General features: G+C 63.0%; 18 protein-coding genes. 10 read left to right on the top strand and 8 right to left on the bottom strand.

Going from position 1 to position 16,099, the window contains the following annotated elements; genetic code table 11:
* Positions 1-57 precede the first annotated feature (57 nt).
* From purN to FHS03_RS04370, 4 genes are all read left to right on the top strand, one after another.
* A complete protein-coding gene (purN, locus tag FHS03_RS04385) occupies positions 58-672 on the top strand; it encodes a phosphoribosylglycinamide formyltransferase (protein ID WP_183439792.1) in 615 nt (204 codons plus the stop codon).
* Positions 673-684: 12 nt separating this feature from the next.
* On the top strand, positions 685-1,980 hold the full coding sequence (locus FHS03_RS04380; RefSeq protein ID WP_183439791.1) for an RsmB/NOP family class I SAM-dependent RNA methyltransferase: 1,296 nt from the start codon (positions 685-687) through the stop codon (positions 1,978-1,980).
* A 210-nt stretch (positions 1,981-2,190) separates the two neighbouring features.
* The gene (locus FHS03_RS04375; RefSeq protein WP_183439790.1) at positions 2,191-3,492 is read left to right on the top strand and encodes a mechanosensitive ion channel family protein; all 1,302 of its coding nucleotides are present in this window, start codon (positions 2,191-2,193) and stop codon (positions 3,490-3,492) included.
* Between the two features lie 125 nt (positions 3,493-3,617).
* Positions 3,618-4,820, top strand: coding sequence for a DesA family fatty acid desaturase (locus FHS03_RS04370; RefSeq protein ID WP_183439789.1), 1,203 nt, complete (start codon positions 3,618-3,620; stop codon positions 4,818-4,820).
* Between the two features lie 271 nt (positions 4,821-5,091).
* Here the strand turns inward: FHS03_RS04370 and rpmG are convergent, their stop codons facing one another.
* From rpmG to FHS03_RS04345, 5 genes are all read right to left on the bottom strand, one after another.
* Positions 5,092-5,262 carry a 50S ribosomal protein L33 gene (rpmG, locus tag FHS03_RS04365; RefSeq protein WP_183440043.1) on the bottom strand — a complete coding sequence of 57 codons (171 nt, stop codon included), beginning with the start codon at positions 5,260-5,262 and terminating at the stop codon, positions 5,092-5,094.
* Between the two features lie 10 nt (positions 5,263-5,272).
* Entirely contained in the window at positions 5,273-5,509 is a 237-nt protein-coding gene (gene rpmB / locus FHS03_RS04360; RefSeq protein ID WP_008451488.1) for a 50S ribosomal protein L28, read from the bottom strand.
* A gap of 163 nt (positions 5,510-5,672) precedes the next feature.
* Positions 5,673-6,347, bottom strand: a complete 675-nt coding sequence (gene radC / locus FHS03_RS04355; RefSeq protein ID WP_183439788.1) for a RadC family protein — start codon at positions 6,345-6,347, stop codon at positions 5,673-5,675.
* An 89-nt stretch (positions 6,348-6,436) separates the two neighbouring features.
* Positions 6,437-6,781, bottom strand: coding sequence for a DMT family transporter (locus FHS03_RS04350; protein WP_260108596.1), 345 nt, complete (start codon positions 6,779-6,781; stop codon positions 6,437-6,439).
* 67 nt (positions 6,782-6,848) lie between these two features.
* Positions 6,849-7,793: a hypothetical protein gene (locus tag FHS03_RS04345; protein WP_183439786.1), complete on the bottom strand. Its 945-nt coding sequence runs from the start codon at positions 7,791-7,793 to the stop codon at positions 6,849-6,851.
* A gap of 159 nt (positions 7,794-7,952) precedes the next feature.
* Here FHS03_RS04345 and FHS03_RS04340 point away from each other — a divergent pair, with 159 nt between their 5' ends.
* From FHS03_RS04340 to FHS03_RS04315, 6 genes are all read left to right on the top strand, one after another.
* Positions 7,953-8,408: an FKBP-type peptidyl-prolyl cis-trans isomerase gene (locus FHS03_RS04340; RefSeq protein ID WP_183439785.1), complete on the top strand. Its 456-nt coding sequence runs from the start codon at positions 7,953-7,955 to the stop codon at positions 8,406-8,408.
* A 6-nt stretch (positions 8,409-8,414) separates the two neighbouring features.
* A complete protein-coding gene (gene ispH, locus FHS03_RS04335) occupies positions 8,415-9,362 on the top strand; it encodes a 4-hydroxy-3-methylbut-2-enyl diphosphate reductase (RefSeq protein ID WP_183439784.1) in 948 nt (315 codons plus the stop codon).
* Between the two features lie 326 nt (positions 9,363-9,688).
* Positions 9,689-10,618 (top strand): branched-chain amino acid ABC transporter permease, encoded by a 930-nt coding sequence (locus FHS03_RS04330; protein WP_050411862.1) that lies wholly within the window; start codon positions 9,689-9,691, stop codon positions 10,616-10,618.
* 24 nt (positions 10,619-10,642) lie between these two features.
* Positions 10,643-11,860 carry an ABC transporter permease subunit gene (locus FHS03_RS04325; RefSeq protein WP_183439783.1) on the top strand — a complete coding sequence of 406 codons (1,218 nt, stop codon included), beginning with the start codon at positions 10,643-10,645 and terminating at the stop codon, positions 11,858-11,860.
* Between the two features lie 11 nt (positions 11,861-11,871).
* Positions 11,872-12,642 (top strand): ABC transporter ATP-binding protein, encoded by a 771-nt coding sequence (locus FHS03_RS04320; protein WP_183439782.1) that lies wholly within the window; start codon positions 11,872-11,874, stop codon positions 12,640-12,642.
* On the top strand, positions 12,642-13,364 hold the full coding sequence (locus FHS03_RS04315) for an ABC transporter ATP-binding protein (protein WP_050411865.1): 723 nt from the start codon (positions 12,642-12,644) through the stop codon (positions 13,362-13,364). The genes FHS03_RS04320 and FHS03_RS04315 overlap by 1 nt, the downstream gene beginning before the upstream one ends.
* A gap of 127 nt (positions 13,365-13,491) precedes the next feature.
* Here the strand turns inward: FHS03_RS04315 and FHS03_RS04310 are convergent, their stop codons facing one another.
* From FHS03_RS04310 to FHS03_RS04300, 3 genes are read right to left on the bottom strand one after another with little or no spacing between them, the layout of a single operon-like run.
* Positions 13,492-14,466, bottom strand: coding sequence for a threo-3-hydroxy-L-aspartate ammonia-lyase (locus FHS03_RS04310; protein WP_183439781.1), 975 nt, complete (start codon positions 14,464-14,466; stop codon positions 13,492-13,494).
* Between the two features lie 16 nt (positions 14,467-14,482).
* Entirely contained in the window at positions 14,483-15,451 is a 969-nt protein-coding gene (locus FHS03_RS04305; RefSeq protein WP_183439780.1) for an ornithine cyclodeaminase family protein, read from the bottom strand.
* Positions 15,441-16,064, bottom strand: coding sequence for a helix-turn-helix transcriptional regulator (locus FHS03_RS04300; protein WP_183439779.1), 624 nt, complete (start codon positions 16,062-16,064; stop codon positions 15,441-15,443). The genes FHS03_RS04305 and FHS03_RS04300 overlap by 11 nt, the downstream gene beginning before the upstream one ends.
* Between the last annotated feature and the right edge of the window lie 35 nt (positions 16,065-16,099).

Below are 16,099 nucleotides of genomic sequence, written 5' to 3'. Positions count from 1 at the left end.
GCAGCAAAATCAGCGTCTTTCTTGGTTCGCTCAGCCGTAGCGGGTACAATGGCGGCCATGAAAAATATCGTCATCCTCATTTCTGGCCGCGGCAGCAATATGGAAGCCGTGGTGCGCGCCGCCCAGGCCGAGCAGTGGCCCGCCCGCATCGCCGCCGTCATCAGCAACAAGGCCGATGCCAAAGGCCTCGCGTTCGCCGCCAGCCATGGGATTGCGACCGCCGTCGTCGCCAACAAGGATTATCCGAGCCGGGAAGCGTTCGATGCCGCGCTGCAAAGCGTGATCGACGGCTACGCGCCCGACCTGGTGGTGCTGGCCGGCTTCATGCGTATCCTGACGCCGGGCTTTACCGCCCATTACGCCGGCCGCATGCTGAATATTCATCCCTCGCTGCTGCCGCTGTTCCCCGGCCTGCACACGCACGAGCAGGCGCTCGCCTCGGGCCTGGCCCAGCATGGCGCCACCGTGCACTTCGTCACCGCCGAGCTGGACCACGGTCCTATGGTCGACCAGGTGGCGGTGCCGATTTTGCCGGGCGACACAGCCGACACGCTCGCCGCCCGCGTGCTGGAACAGGAGCACAAGCTCTATCCGCGCGCCATCCGCTGGTTTATCGAAGGTAGACTGACGGTTGAGGACGGCAAGGTCCATGTGGACCACACAACCCATTAACCAAGGATTTACATGAGATTGCCTCCAGCAATTCTCGCCAGCGCCGAAGAAGTGCTGCGCGAGATTCTGCGCTTTGCGGCGCCCGCCGACACCACCCTGTCCCGTTACTTCAAAGACCATCCGCGTTTGGGCGGCCGCGAGCGCGGCGCCATCGCCGAATGCATTTACGCGGTGTTGCGCAACAAAGCCTTCTTCACCGACTTCTCGGAAGCGGGCGGCGGCGCCACCATGCGCCGTCTGGCCCTGCTCGGCATGAGCGACGCCGTCGGCATCGACGCCTTGGGCGGCCTGACCCAGGACGAGCGCGAGTGGCTGGAGCGCGTGACCCAGATTGACCGCAAGCTGCTGCATAAATCGATGCGCACGAATATGCCGAAGTGGCTGTTCGACAAGCTGGTCGCGCAGTACGGCGAGGAAGAAACCCTGGTGCTGGCTGACGCCCTGAACACCCCGGCGCCGCTGGACCTGCGCGTCAATGCGCTGAAAGCCAACCGCGACGACGTGGTGGCTGAACTGGCGGCCGCGCCGATCGTCGCCACGCCGACGCCTTACTCGGCCCTCGGCCTGCGCGTGCTGAAGAAGCCGGCCCTGCAAAATCTGCCGCTGTTCAAATCCGGCGCGATCGAGGTGCAGGACGAAGGCAGCCAGGTGCTGGCCCAGATCCTCGGCGCCAAGCGCGGCGAGATGGTGGTCGACTTCTGCGCCGGCGCCGGCGGCAAGACCCTGGCCCTGGGCGCGCAGATGCGCAATACCGGCCGCCTGTACGCTTTCGACGTGTCGGAAAAGCGTCTGGCGAAGCTGAAGCCGCGCCTGGCGCGCAGCGGCCTGTCGAATGTGCACCCGGTTGCCATCGCCCACGAAAAAGATGCCAAGATCAAGCGCCTGGCCGGCAAGATCGACCGCGTGCTGGTCGACGCGCCATGCTCGGGCATGGGCACGCTGCGCCGCAATCCCGACGTCAAATGGCGCCAGCAGCAGGAAGCGATCGCCGAACTGCAGGAAAAACAGACTGCAATCCTGGACGGCGCCGCCCGCCTGGTGAAGAGCGGCGGCCGTCTGGTCTACGCCACTTGCAGCCTGCTCGATGAAGAGAACGATATGGTGGCCGCCAAGTTCATCGAAAGCCATCCCGACTTCGTGCTGATCCCGATGCACCAGGTGCTGGCCGAGCAGAAGATTGAGCTCGAGATGGGCGACTACCTGAAGCTGCTGCCGCACAAGCACCAGACCGACGGCTTCTTCGCCGCCGTCTTCGAGCGCAAACCGATGCCGAAGAAAGCGAAGGAAGAAGACGCCTCCGACGACTAATCTACCGCCGCGCTCGTGTCCACCATGGGGTCAGACCCCAATCGGACACGAGCTCGACCGGGGCTTACGGTTGGGATCATGTTCGATTGGGGGCTGTCGCCCCAAAAAAATCGGACACGAGCTCCGCCATAGGCTTCTGCTGGGTTCGTGTCCGATTGGGGTCTGACCCCAGGGTGGACACGGACTCGGCAGTGAATGGAATCTAAACCTATGAAACAAGTGCCATTGACGAATTTACTGAACGATCTGGTGGAGGATTTGCATAATCCCGGCCTGTTGTGGCAGTTGCTCGCCGTGGCCGCGTCGATCTTGCTGGGTTGGGGGCTGTCGCGCTGGCTGCGCGCGCGCGTCGAACAGCAGCGGGCGCAGACGAATGTGGGACGCTTCGGCGTCGAGAGCTTTGCGCGCGTGGTGGGGCCGCTGGCGATCGTCAGCTTGCTGGCGCTGTCGCAGGCGGTGCTGGCGCGCTGGCAGCATGTGAACCTGATCAAGGTGGCGCTGCCGATCTTCGGCTCGCTGGCGGTGATCCGCTTTACTTTCTACCTGCTGCGCCGCGTGTTCGCGCGCCAGGGCCAGATCGGCGCCACCATGCTGACCTTCGAGAAGCTGTTCCAGCTGCTGGTGTGGCTGGCCTTCGCGCTCTACATCACCGGCATGTGGGACGATATCTTCTACTTCCTCGACCATACCGTCGTCCCGCTCGGCAAATACAAGGTGACGATCGCCGCCATCCTGCAGGGCATCGTGTCGGTGGCGGTGACGCTGGTGCTGGCGCTGTGGGCCGGCGCGGCGCTGGAAGAGCGCCTGATGCACGTGGAAGGCATGCATTCGAATTTGCGCGTGGTGTTGGCGCGCATGGGCCGCGCCGTGCTGATCCTGGTGGCGGTGCTGGCCAGCCTGTCGATGGTGGGCATCGATCTGACCGTGCTGTCGGTGTTCGGCGGCGCGCTTGGCGTCGGTCTCGGCCTGGGCTTGCAGAAGATCGCCAGCAACTATGTGTCGGGCTTCGTCATCCTGCTCGACCGCAGCCTGACCATCGGCGACACCATCACGGTCGATAAGTACAGCGGCCAGGTCACGCGCATCAATACCCGCTACACCGTGCTGCAAGGCCTGGATGGGGTGGAATCGATTGTGCCGAACGAGATGCTGGTGTCGGGTGCGGTGCAGAATTCCTCGCTGTCGAACAAGAACCTGGCGCTGACCGCCAAGGTCTCGGTGGCCTACGATACCGACCTCGACCTGGCGCTCCGGTTGCTGGAAGAGGCCGCCGCTTCCATTCCGCGCGTGATGAAGGAGAAGCCACCCTCGGCCATGCTGCAGACTTTCGGCGCCGACGGCCTCGATCTGGCCGTGGTGTTCTGGATCGCCGATCCGGAAAACGGGCGTGGCGGCGTGACTTCGGATGTCAATCGGGCAATCTGGAAAGCCTTGAAAGAAAACAAAATCTCTGTACCTTTCCCGCAACGCGAGATGCGTATCATCGGCCCTCTGCCGGGCCAATCTGCCTAAGAAATAATCAGTGATTCAGGGAAATCCCCTCTCTGGGAGGGGCTGAATCAGCGTACAATTGCGCCAAGAAACACTGAGAACACCGGCCGCCCAAGGCTGGGATGGGACTTCACTCTGGAGCAGTAATGGATTTCAGCTTACACGCAGTACTTCAATTCATCGATCAAGGCCTGACCGGCTTTTCCGGCTGGCAGACCGTCGCCTTTACGCTGATCGTCACCCACATCACCATCGCCGCCGTCACGATCTATCTGCACCGCCACCAGGCGCACCGCGCGCTGGAGCTGCATGCGATCCCCAGCCACTTCTTCCGCTTCTGGCTGTGGCTGACCACCGGCCAGGTGACCAAGCAGTGGGCCGCGATCCACCGCAAGCACCACGCCAAATGCGATACCGAGGAAGATCCGCACAGCCCGGTCACGCGCGGCATCAAGAAAGTCTTCTGGGAAGGCGCCGAGCTGTACCGTGCGGAAAGCAAGAACCAGGAAACCCTGGACAAATACGGCCACGGCACGCCCGACGACTGGATCGAGCGCAATCTGTACACCCGCTTCAGCTGGCAGGGCGTGGCCCTGATGCTGATCGTCGACCTGCTGCTGTTCGGCGTGAAAGGCGTGTCCGTCTGGGGCGTGCAGATGCTGTGGATTCCCGTGACCGCCGCCGGCATCATCAATGGCATCGGCCACTACTGGGGCTACCGCAATTTCGATTGCTCGGATGCGGCCACCAATATCATCCCGCTGGGCTTGATCATCGGCGGCGAGGAGTTGCACAATAATCACCATACGTATGCGACCTCGGCCAAGCTGTCGTCGAAATGGTATGAATTCGATATCGGCTGGGGCTATATCCGCATGATGGAAATGGTGGGCCTGGCCAAGGTCAAGAAACTGCCGCCCGTGCCGAAGTTTGCTCCCGGCAAGGTGCAGGCCGACTTCGACACCCTGCAGTCGGTGATCTCCAACCGCTACGATGTGATGGCGAAATATGCCAAGTCCATCAAGCATGCCTGGAAGGAAGAACTGGAGCACCTGAAGGAAAAGGCGCAGCTGGAAAACCGCTTCCTGAAATCCTCGCGCAAGCTGCTGCAGCGCGAACCGGGCAAGCTGGAAGCGCCGCAGAAGGAACAATTAATCGAATTGTTCCAGCATAGTAAGGCGCTGGAAACCATGCACAATATGCGCGTCGAATTGGGCGTGATCTGGGAGCGTTCCCATTTCACCCGCGACCAGCTGCTGCAGAAACTGCAGGATTGGTGCGAACGCGCCGAAGCCTCCGGCATTAAATCGCTGCAGGAATTCTCCCTGCGCCTGCGCAGCTACGCTTGATAATCGCGTCGCTTAAAGCTAACGGCCCTTCGGGGCCGTTTTTATTTGACCCGAAGATTCGGCGTTTGATTGATCTCGGCTGAATGGGCACTTGGCCAGCGCAAGGGCCGGGCGCGGTGGGTTACCTCTGAGCGCGGGTGAAAATCGCGTCAGCAAATGGTTTGAACGAACTCATTTCTAGTTCGATAACTATATCGATGCGCCTTCGGACTTAATATGCCGGGCATAAAAAAACCGCTCCAGAGAGCGGTTTTTGCGGAACGCAGATCGATTATTTGATCTTGGTTTCTTTGTACGTCACGTGCTTGCGAGCTTTAGGATCGAACTTCATGATCTCCATTTTGCTCGGCATGGTGCGCTTGTTTTTGGTGGTGGTGTAGAAGTGACCGGTACCTGCGGTCGATTCCAGCTTGATTTTGTCGCGGCCAGTTTTTGCCATGATAGCTCCCTATTTAGACTTTTTCGCCACGAGCGCGCATGTCGGCCAGCACGGCGTCGATGCCGACTTTGTCGATCACGCGCAGACCGGCGTTGGACAGACGCAGGGAGACCCAGCGGTTTTCAGATTCAACAAAAATGCGACGGTTCTGCAGGTTAGGCAGGAAACGACGTTTGGTTTTGTTGTTTGCATGGGAAACATTGTTGCCGACCATCGGCTTCTTCCCAGTGACTTGGCAAACACGTGCCATGGTGCACTCCTTTGGTAACTTCCGAAATTGGAAAAAACAAGAGTATATAGAAAAAACTCTGCTTTTTCAATCACTTGCGAAAAACAAATGTGTCTCGCAACAATGAAAAAATTTAACATTTATCCTTGCCTGCGCCAACGCCTTGTTTCATAACGGTAAACCGTCAAATCTGCCCATGTTCGGCGAAGGAATGCACGGCCGGGCCGGCCACCACGAAATGGTCGAGCACGCGGATATCGACCAGGGCCAGCGCCTGGGCCAGCGCCCGCGTCAGCCGCAGATCGGACTCACTGGGATCGGCCGTGCCCGAAGGATGGTTGTGCGCCAGCATGACGCTGGCGGCGTTCTGGTTGAGCGCCTCGCGCACCACTTCACGCGGATAGACGCTGGTATGGGTCAAGGTGCCGCGAAACATTTCGCGCGCCGCGATCAGGCGGTTCTTGACGTCAAGAAAGAGCACGTGGAAGGATTCGTGGGGCTGGCTGGCCATGGCCAGGCGCAGATATTCCTTGACCGCCTGGGGCGAGGCCAGGGCATGGCCGCTTTGCAATTCTTCATTGATGGCGCGCCGCGCCAATTCCATCACGGCCTGCAGCTGGGCGAACTTGGCGCCGCCCAGGCCGGGGATGCGGCAAAACTCCTGGAGTCCGGCGCCGCACAGGGCGCGCAGGGAGCCGAAATGGCGCAGGGTGTCGGCCCCCAGTTCCACCGCGTTCTTGCCGCGCACGCCCACGCGCAGGAAGACGGCCAACAACTCGGCATCGGACAGTGCTTGCGCGCCGTGCCGGATCAAGCGTTCGCGCGGCCGTTGCTGTTCCGGCCAGTCTGCAATACCCATATCGCCTCCTGCTTGGTGGAAGAAGGCAATTATGGCGGCCCCTCAGGGAAGGGGTTTTGAAGCGGCGCAAGCCTGGGCTTGCAAAGACTTCAGGAACGCGACAGCACGAAGGCGCCGACAACGATCAGGCCGGCGCCGGCCAGGCGGGTCGGGCTCAGGTTTTCGCCCAGCATGACAAAGCCGATCAGCATCACCAGCAGCATGGTGAAGGCCGTCATCAGCGGGTAGGCCAGGCTGATCTGCAAGCGCTGCAGGGCGATGCTATAGCAGATGAAACCCAGGCCATAGGTGCCGCAGGCGCCGCCCAGATAGGCCAGGCGGCTCAGCGTCCAGCCGGCATCTTCCTGGTGTGATAGTTTGATTAATAGGGTGGCCATGGCGCTGGCCAGGGAGGCCAGGACGCTCCAAAAATAACCGCTCAGAATAGGTGTCATGGGTTTGTACGTGAAAAAGAAGGGGCGGCCGGCGGGCCGGGCAGCAGTATACCTCCAAGACCGCCGTTCAGGCCGGAGGGCTGGCTGGCGCTTGCCGCCAGCACATGGCGAAGGGGATCAGCAGCGGATACAAGCTCCACACCGCGCGCCCATCCACGCGCACCGACAGCGCCGCGTACAGTGGCGGCAAGGCCAGCAGCAGGAGCAGGCTTTTCAAGGGACGCAGGGCGGGCGGCGCCTGGCGCATGCCGAGCAGGGCGAGCGGCAGCACCACGCTGATGGCGGCGGCGATCGAGGCCAGTGAGCGCACGTCGAGCAGGGCATTGAGCAGCGTTTGCACGCTGGGCGTCCACACATAGCTGGGCAGGCCGGGAATCAGCCACCAGCGCACGGCCAGCAGCCAGCCGCCCGCCGTCGCCAGCGCGAGCAGGCCGGCGCCGAGTGAAATCTGGCGCGCCGCCAGCAGCCAGAACAGCAACACGATATTTTCCTCGCGCACGGCGGTGGCCAGGATGCCGGCGCCCGCCGCCAGCCAGGGTTGGCCCGAAACCACGGCCAGCACAAAGGCGGCGCGGGCGCAGATGGCGCCCGGGTCGACCAGCAGATAGGGCGCGTACCAGATGGTCGGCACCGATACGATGAGCAGCAGGCCGCCCACGATGGCGCGCTGGCGGCCCAATTGCAGGCGCTGCACGGTGAGCGCGGTCATCACGGCGGCGGCCGTGATGAACAACCAGTTGAGCGTGGCAAAGCTGTTATGCAGCTCGCCCGGCGCCAGCGCCGCCAGCGCCGGTACCAGCAGGCGGTAAGGGAAGGGCGCGCGCAGCTCGCCCACCGGAATGTCGCCGCGCAGGTAGCGCGCCGTGTCGTAATACGCCAGCGAATCCTCCACCGTGCCGCCCCAGCGCCACCACATCAGGGCCAGGGCCAGGGCGGCAAAGCCGCCAATCAGGGCGAGCAGGGGCAAGCCTTGCAAACGGGGCAGATGGGAGCGCGGGGAAGAGTTCTGCAATTTCGACAACCGGAGACGGGTGAAACTTGCCATTATAATCAAATTGGTGGTCGCTATTTCTGAATGGAAATTAAAGAAGCGCAGCCTGGATGGCAGCCGGCTGCGCTCTTGGCGCGCAAGCTGGCTTACAATACTGGTTTGCAAGCTCACTGAAACGCCATGTCTAACGCGCAAACTGCAGTCGTCACCAAATCGGCTTACCTCACTCTCCATTACCGTCTGGCCACGCTGGACGGCCAGGACATTGTCACCACCTTTAACGGCACCCCGGCCACGCTGATGCTGGGCCAGGGCCAACTGGCGCCGGTGCTGGAAGAACTCCTGCTGGGCCTGCCGGAAGGCACGCACCAGACTTTCGACCTGGTCGCCGGCCAAGGCTTCGGCGAACGCAATCCGGAGCTGGTGCGCGTCGTTTCGCGTGCCACCCTGGATGAAAACTCGGCCGCCGACGCCGATTACAAGGTCGGCGACCTGGTCGAGTTCAACGCGCCGGGTGGCGGCCGCTTTGCCGGCGTGCTGCGCGAGTTGGGCGAGACGGAATGCCTCTTCGACTTCAACCACCCGCTGGCCGGCCAGCCGCTGCGTTTTGAAGTGAACCTTATCTCGGTGCTGTAAAACACTATGGAAAAAGAAATCCTCCTGGCCCAGCCGCGCGGCTTTTGCGCCGGCGTGGACCGCGCCATCGAAATCGTGGAGCGCGCGCTGCAGCAGTTCGGCGCGCCGATCTATGTGCGTCACGAGATCGTGCACAACGCCTATGTGGTGGCCGACCTGCGCGCCAAGGGCGCCATCTTCATCGAGGAGCTGGACGATGTCCCGGCCGGCAACACCCTGGTGTTCTCGGCCCACGGCGTGTCCAAGGCGGTGCGCGCGGAAGCCGAGGCGCGCGGCCTGAGCATCTTCGACGCCACCTGCCCGCTGGTCACCAAGGTGCACGTGGAAGTGGCCAAGATGCGCAAGCAGGGTTGCGAGATCATCATGATCGGCCACGACGGCCATCCCGAGGTGGAAGGCACTATGGGCCAGACCGAAGCGGGCATGTATCTGGTGGAAACGGTGGCCGATGTGGCCACCTTGAACGTGCAGAATCCCGAGCAGTTGGCGTATGTCTCCCAGACAACGTTGTCAGTAGACGACACTATTGACATCATTTCGGCCCTGAAACAGCGATTCCCGCATATCATCGAGCCGAAAAAAGGGGACATCTGCTACGCCACCACCAACCGCCAGGAAGCCGTGAAGTTCATGGCGCCGCAAGTGGAAGTGGTCATTGTGGTCGGCAGTCCGAATAGCTCGAATTCCAACCGCCTGCGCGAAGTGGCCGAGAAGAAGGGTACGCCCGCCTATATGGTGGACAACGCGGCCCAGATCGACGCCGCCTGGCTCGAAGGCCGCCAGCGCGTCGGCGTCACCGCCGGCGCCTCGGCGCCCGAAGTGCTGGTGCAGGCCGTGATCGACCGTCTCAAGGAGCTGGGCGCGAAAAGCGTGCGGCCGCTGGACGGGGTGCAGGAAGCGGTGACGTTCCCGCTGCCTAAGGGTCTGGAAGGAAACAAGAGCGCCTCGGCCTGAATCGTGTTGCGGTCCGCTTCGGTTGTGTGAATATAATTTGGCGGTGTCCCCGTATTTTAAGTATTAGTTTTTTGTGAACCTCGCTATGATTGGCGAAGTCATGGAAGATTGTCGTTTCGACCTTTTTCTGCCAAATGCGGAAAAAAGCCGGCGCGGCCAAGGTGCAGTAGGGATATCGCAGTAGATGGATGCAGGACCGGCCAGCGGCATCTGGCCGGACAGGCGGCGTCAAACGGCGGCACCATGGGGTTCATCCCCTGGTGCCGTTTTTCTTACGCAGCCGCAGCAGTGTTTCACACAACGCGAACTGAAGGGGCAATCTCACGATGGATACCTTTATCCAACAAATTCTCAACGGCCTGGTGCTGGGCAGCATGTATGCGCTGGTCGCCCTCGGTTACACGATGGTGTATGGCGTCCTGAACCTGATCAACTTCGCCCATGGCGACGTGCTGATGATCGGCGCCATGATCGGCATGTCCATCCTGCATTTACTCGGCGTGTACGCGCCCGGCCTGCCTGGCTATGTCCAGCTGGCCATCGCCATCATCGGCGCCATCCCGGCCTGTATGCTGGTCAACATCCTGATCGAACGCATCGCCTACCGCCGCCTGCGCAATGCACCGCGCCTGGCGCCCCTGATCACCGCCATCGGCGTGTCGATCCTGCTGCAAACCTTCGCCATGATGATCTGGAAGCGCAATCCGCTGCCCTTCCCGCAAGTGCTGCCGACCGAACCGATCATGATCGGCGGCGCCGTCATCAGCCAGACCCAGGTGCTGTTGCTGGTGCTGGCCACCCTGTCCATGGTCGGCCTCGTGCTGCTGGTCGAGAAAACCCGCATGGGCCGCGCCATGCGCGCCGTGGCCGAAAACCCGCGCGTGGCCGGTCTGATGGGCGTGGATTCGAACAAGGTCATCGTCGCCACCTTCGCCATCGGCGCGGCGCTGGCCGGCGTGGCCGGCGTGATGTGGGGCGCCAATTACGCCACCATCCAATACACCATGGGCACGGTGCCGGGCCTGAAAGCTTTCTCGGCGGCGGTCCTGGGCGGCATCGGCAATATCTACGGCGCCATGATCGGCGGCCTGGTACTGGGCGTGATCGAAAGCCTGGGCGCCGGTTATATCGGCGAATTGACGGGCGGCTTCCTCGGCAGCCACTACCAGGACATCTTCGCCTTCGTGGTGCTGATCCTGGTGCTCACCGTGCGTCCTTCCGGCATCATGGGCGAGCGCGTCGCCGACCGCGCCTGAGCGCAGAAAGACAAGAGGACACAAATGGCACTCCTGAATTTCGACCTGCAAAAGAACCGCACCAAGGCCTACACCAGCATGGCCGTGGTGCTGGCGCTGATGATTATCTTCCCGTTCGCGGCGGCCCCCTTCGGCAATTCCTGGGTCCGCATCGTGGACCTGGCCCTGCTCTACATCATGCTGGCCCTGGGCCTGAACATCGTGGTCGGCTTTGCCGGCCTGCTCGACCTGGGCTATATCGCCTTCTACGCGGTGGGCGCCTACATGACCGGTATCCTGGCTTCGCCGCAATTCGCCACCTTGCTCGAATCGCTGATCAATATGCACCCGGCCTTCGGCGAGGCGCTGGCCGTCATGCTGGGCGAAGAGATCCGCACCAGCGGCATCCACCTCTCGGTCTGGTTCATCGTGCCGCTGGCGGCGGCGCTGGCGGGCCTGTTCGGCGCCATCCTGGGCGCGCCGACCCTGAAGCTGCGCGGCGACTACCTGGCCATCGTGACCCTGGGCTTCGGCGAGATCATCCGCATCTTCATGAACAATCTGAACGAGCCGATCAACTTCACCAACGGCCCGCAGGGCATCAACTTGATCGACCCGATCCGCGTGTTCGGCCTGTCGCTGGCGGGCGAGCCGGGTTCGCGCGCGACGGTGGTGCTGGGCGGCTTCTCCATGCCCTCGGTGAACGCCTACTACTTCCTGTTCCTGCTGCTGACCATCGTCACCATCTTCGTCACCGCGCGCCTCAAGCACTCGCGCCTGGGCCGCGCCTGGGTCGCCATCCGCGAAGACGAAATCGCCGCCAAGGCCATGGGCATCAATACCCGCAACGTCAAGCTGCTGGCCTTCTCCATGGGCGCCAGCTTCGGCGGCGTGGCCGGCGCCATGTTCGCCTCCTTCCAGGGCTTCGTCTCGCCCGAATCGTTCGCGCTCAATGAATCGATCGCCGTGCTGGCCATGGTAGTCCTGGGCGGCATCGGCCACATCCCCGGCGTGGTGCTGGGCGGCGCGCTGCTGGCGGCCTTGCCTGAAGTGCTGCGCCATGTGGTGGAGCCGGCGCAGGAAGCCATGTTCGGCCATGTGCTGATCGAAGCCGAAGTGCTGCGCCAGCTGCTGTACGGCCTGGCCCTGGTGTGCATCATGCTGTACCGTCCGGCCGGCATCTGGCCCGCGCCCAAGCATGAAGACCGTCCCGACGCGGACTCCGACACCAAACAGCAATCGAGCGGCGTGATCGCGGCGTGAGGATAGTAGACATGAGCAATGAAGTCCTTTTGAATATCGCCGGCGTCAATAAGCGCTTCGGCGGCCTGCAGGCGCTGACAGATGTCGGCATCAAGATCATGCGCGGCCAGATCTATGGCCTGATCGGTCCCAACGGCGCGGGCAAGACCACTTTCTTCAATGTGATCACCGGCTTGTACCAGCCGGATACCGGCACCTTCGAACTGGCGGGCAAGCCTTATTCGCCTTCCGCCCCGCATGCCGTGGCCAAGGCCGGCATCGCGCGCACCTTCCAGAACATCCGCCTGTTCGGCGAGATGACGGCGCTGGAAAACGTGATGGTGGGCCGCCATGTGCGCTCGCACCAGGGCGTGTTCGGCGCCATCTTCCGCCACAAGGCCGCGCGCGAAGAGGAGGCCTCGATCCGCCGCCGCGCGCAAGAACTGCTGGACTTCGTCGGCATCGGCCAGTTCGCCAGCCGCACCGCCAAATACCTCTCGTACGGCGACCAGCGCCGCCTGGAAATCGCGCGCGCCCTGGCCACCGATCCGCAGCTGTTGGCGCTGGACGAACCGGCGGCCGGCATGAACGCCACCGAAAAGCTGGCCTTGCGCGAGCTGCTGGTCAAGATCAAGGCCGAAGGCAAGACCGTGCTGCTGATCGAGCACGACGTCAAGCTGATGATGGGCCTGTGCGACCGCATCACCGTGCTCGAATACGGCAAGCCGATCGCCGAAGGGCTGCCGGCGGAAATACAAAGCAATCAGGCCGTCATCGACGCCTATCTGGGAGGATCGCACTAATGGGTGCCAATGTTCTGAAAGTAGCGGGACTGAAGGTCGCGTATGGCGGCATCAAGGCAGTCAAAGGCATCGATCTGGAAGTGAACAAGGGCGAGCTGGTGACGCTGATCGGCGCCAACGGCGCCGGCAAGACCACCACGCTGAAAGCCATCACCGGCACGCTGCCCGACTGCAAGGTCGAAGGCACGATCAGCTATATGGGCCAGTCGCTGAAAGGCAGCAAGTCCTTCCACCTGGTCGAAAAAAAGCTGGCCATGGTGCCGGAAGGACGCGGCGTGTTCACCCGCATGACCATCCACGAAAACCTGATGATGGGCGCCTACACGCGCGACGACAAGGCCGGCGTGGAAGCCGACATCGCCAAGTGGTACGACATTTTCCCGCGCCTGAAAGAGCGCTCGGCGCAGCTGGCCGGCACCCTGTCCGGCGGCGAGCAGCAGATGCTGGCGATGGCGCGCGCGCTGATGTGCCATCCAGAGCTGCTGCTGCTCGACGAGCCGTCGATGGGCCTGTCGCCGATCATGGTCGACAAGATCTTCGAAGTGATCCGGAATGTATCGAAAGAAGGCATCACCATCCTGCTGGTCGAGCAGAACGCCAAGCTCGCCTTGGAAGCCGCCGACCGCGGTTACGTGATGGATTCCGGCCAGATCACCATGACCGGCAACGCCGACGACATGCTGCACGACCCCCGCGTCAAAGCCGCCTACCTCGGCGAATAGCCCTTTGATCCAGCGCAAAAAATGTCCACCCTGGTGTCAGGCACTGGAGTAGGACATTCTTTGATCTAGATCAGCAAATGTCCCACCCTGGTGCCTGACACCAGGGTGGGACATTTTTTGATTTTGATCAAACGTTGGTGGCGAGCAGGGCGGCGAGGCGGGGCAGGTCGATGTTGCCGCCGCTGAGGATGATGCCGATGCGCTGGCCTTTTAACTGTTCTTTCATCTTGCGCGCGGCGGCGTAGCCGAGGCAGCCGGTGGGCTCGACCACCAGCTTCATGCGGGCGGCGAAGAAGCGCATGGCGTCGACCAGCTCTGCATCGCTGGCGGTCAGGATATCGGTCGCTTCGCGCAGCACGATGGGGAAGGTGTAGTTGCCCAGGTGCTGGGTCTGGGCGCCGTCGGCGATCGTTTGCGGCGTGTCGATGTGGACGATCTTCCCGCTGCGGAAGGATTGCTGTCCATCGTTGCCGGCTTCGGGTTCGACGCCGTAAACCTTGCATTGCGGCGACAGCGCGCGTGCCGAGAGCAGGCTGCCGGACGTCAGGCCGCCACCGCCCATCGGCGCGAACAGGGCGTCGAGCTGGCCCACTTCCTCGAACAATTCCTTGGCGGCGGTGCCTTGGCCGGCGATGACGTCGGGATGGTCGTAGGGCGGAATCAGGGTCATGCCATGTTTCTGCGCCAAGTCGCGGCCGATCTGCTCGCGGTCTTCCTTGTAGCGGTCGTAGATGATGACGCTGGCGCCGTAGCCGCGCGTGGCGGCGACCTTGGATTCGGGCGCGTCGTGCGGCATGATGATGGTGGCAGGGATGTCCAGTATCCGCGCCGCCAGGGCAATCGCCTGCGCGTGGTTGCCGGACGAGAAAGCCACGACGCCGGCCTTGCGCTGCTGCGCGTCGAATTTCGACAGGGCGTTGAAGCCGCCGCGGAATTTGAAGGCGCCCATGCGCTGCAGGTTTTCGCATTTGAAGAAGACTTCGGCGCCCAGTTCTTCGTTGACGGTGCGCGAGGTCAGTACCGGCGTGCGGTGGGCATGGCCTTCGATGCGGCGCGCGGCCGCTGCGACATCTTCGTAAGTGGGCAGTATCAGTTCGCTCATTGCTTTCCTTTCGTATTTACCAGGGCCAGGCGATGCTGCTGCCCGCGCCTTCCGTTACGGCGCGCCGGTACAGCATGCGCGCCACCGTCAAGTCTTGCAGGGCAAGGCCTGTCATATCAAAAATCGTGATGCTGTCGTGCGCCGGACGCTGGCCAGCTTGCGCCAGCAGCGCGCCGATTTCCTCGGCGGGCAACGCGGGCGCCCATTGCAGCTCGCCCACTTGCCGCGCTTGCGCCAGATCGTCGGCCCAGAGATGGGCGCGTTCCAGCAAGCGAGGCGGCAGCTCGCGCTTGCCGCGCGTGTCGGCGCCGACAGCGTTCAGGTGGGTGCCTGGCTGCACCGCATCGGCTGCAAATAAAGGCGTTTTGCTTGGCGTGGTGGTGATGACGATGTCGCTGTCTGCCACGGCGGCATCGGCGCTGACGCCGGGCGCGATATCGCAGCGCTGCGCGAACGCGGCTTCGAAGGCGCTGTCGCGGCGCGCATCGGAAGCGAGGTAGCGCACCTGGCGCAGGCCGGGCAGGGCGCGCAGCGCGTAGTCGAGCTGGGCGCGCGCCTGCACGCCGGTGCCGAAGACGCACAGGCGGCTGGCATCGGCGCGGGCCAGCGCCTGCAGGCCCAAGGCGCCCGCCGCAGCGGTACGCTCGGTGGTGACGGCGTTGCCGTCGATGAGGCATTGCGGCCGGCCCGTGGCGGGATCGTGCAGCAGGATGGTGGCCTGGTGCGCGTCGCCGCCCGCATTGCGGTTGGCGGGCCAGAAGCCGGCCGCCTTGTAGCCGAGCAGGCCTTGGGTCGGCACATCGCCGGCCTTGATGCCGAAGACGGCGCCGCCCGGCAGCGCTTCGCGCACCAAGGGGAAGATGCGGCCGGCGCGCTGCTGGTGCAGCAGGAAGGCTTCGCGCACCGCGTCCAGCACGGCGTCGGGATGCAGCAGGGCGGCGACCTGGTCGCGGTCGAGCAGGAGCAGGCGGGCGTTACTTCGCATAGTTGTACACCGTGGCACGTGAGACGCCCAGATGCTGGGCGGTGATTTCCATGGCGCGCCGCAGATCGAGCAGGCCCGCGCTTTTCAGTTCGCGCAGCAGGTTGCGGCGCTCGTCGGCTTTGAGCGCGCGCGGCGTGGTGGCCAGGCGCGCGGCAAACTGGTCGATGCGGGCGCGGATGGCGTCGGCGCCGGCTGGGTCCAGGCTTTCCTGGATAGCGGCGTTGGCGTCCACGCTGCCGAACTGGCCGAGCAGGCTATGCAGGCTGCGGAACAGGCTCAGGTCGACGTTCATGCACAGGGCGGCGACGTAGTTGCCTTCGTCGTCCTTGATGCCGATCGAGGTGCTCTTGGCTTGCCGTCCATCGGGGAAGTGGTTGGGGTAGTTGGCCAGCACTTGCGGATAGGCCGGGTCGGCGATGCGCGCCAGGCCCAATTCGGTGGCCGGGTCGCCGGGCTGGCGGCCCGACAGATTGTTGTGGATGGCCAGCACCGTGCTGTGCGGGTCGCGCAGATCGTGCAGCACCACTTCGCAGAACGGGGCCAGGGTCTGGCCCAGGCCGGCGGCGATGTGCTGCAGTTGCTCGATCAGGTGGTCGTGGTCTTTGCTTTGCATTTTTACAGATTATCTCGTTTTGGATTAAATGTAAA

The organism is Pseudoduganella violacea, from assembly GCF_014191875.1.
GTDB classification, from domain to species: domain Bacteria; phylum Pseudomonadota; class Gammaproteobacteria; order Burkholderiales; family Burkholderiaceae_D; genus Rugamonas; species Rugamonas violacea_A.
This window is presented reverse-complemented; position numbering and strand designations above follow the sequence as displayed.

Coding starts and splice junctions, on each gene's coding strand:
- purN (WP_183439792.1), top strand. CDS start 58: ATGAAAAATATCGTCATCCTCATTTCTGGCCGCGGCAGCAATATGGAA.
- FHS03_RS04380 (WP_183439791.1), top strand. CDS start 685: ATGAGATTGCCTCCAGCAATTCTCGCCAGCGCCGAAGAAGTGCTGCGC.
- FHS03_RS04375 (WP_183439790.1), top strand. CDS start 2,191: ATGAAACAAGTGCCATTGACGAATTTACTGAACGATCTGGTGGAGGAT.
- FHS03_RS04370 (WP_183439789.1), top strand. CDS start 3,618: ATGGATTTCAGCTTACACGCAGTACTTCAATTCATCGATCAAGGCCTG.
- rpmB (WP_008451488.1), bottom strand. CDS start 5,509: ATGGCACGTGTTTGCCAAGTCACTGGGAAGAAGCCGATGGTCGGCAAC.
- radC (WP_183439788.1), bottom strand. CDS start 6,347: ATGGGTATTGCAGACTGGCCGGAACAGCAACGGCCGCGCGAACGCTTG.
- FHS03_RS04350 (WP_260108596.1), bottom strand. CDS start 6,781: ATGACACCTATTCTGAGCGGTTATTTTTGGAGCGTCCTGGCCTCCCTG.
- FHS03_RS04340 (WP_183439785.1), top strand. CDS start 7,953: ATGTCTAACGCGCAAACTGCAGTCGTCACCAAATCGGCTTACCTCACT.
- ispH (WP_183439784.1), top strand. CDS start 8,415: ATGGAAAAAGAAATCCTCCTGGCCCAGCCGCGCGGCTTTTGCGCCGGC.
- FHS03_RS04330 (WP_050411862.1), top strand. CDS start 9,689: ATGGATACCTTTATCCAACAAATTCTCAACGGCCTGGTGCTGGGCAGC.
- FHS03_RS04325 (WP_183439783.1), top strand. CDS start 10,643: ATGGCACTCCTGAATTTCGACCTGCAAAAGAACCGCACCAAGGCCTAC.
- FHS03_RS04320 (WP_183439782.1), top strand. CDS start 11,872: ATGAGCAATGAAGTCCTTTTGAATATCGCCGGCGTCAATAAGCGCTTC.
- FHS03_RS04315 (WP_050411865.1), top strand. CDS start 12,642: ATGGGTGCCAATGTTCTGAAAGTAGCGGGACTGAAGGTCGCGTATGGC.
- FHS03_RS04310 (WP_183439781.1), bottom strand. CDS start 14,466: ATGAGCGAACTGATACTGCCCACTTACGAAGATGTCGCAGCGGCCGCG.
- FHS03_RS04305 (WP_183439780.1), bottom strand. CDS start 15,451: ATGCGAAGTAACGCCCGCCTGCTCCTGCTCGACCGCGACCAGGTCGCC.
- FHS03_RS04300 (WP_183439779.1), bottom strand. CDS start 16,064: ATGCAAAGCAAAGACCACGACCACCTGATCGAGCAACTGCAGCACATC.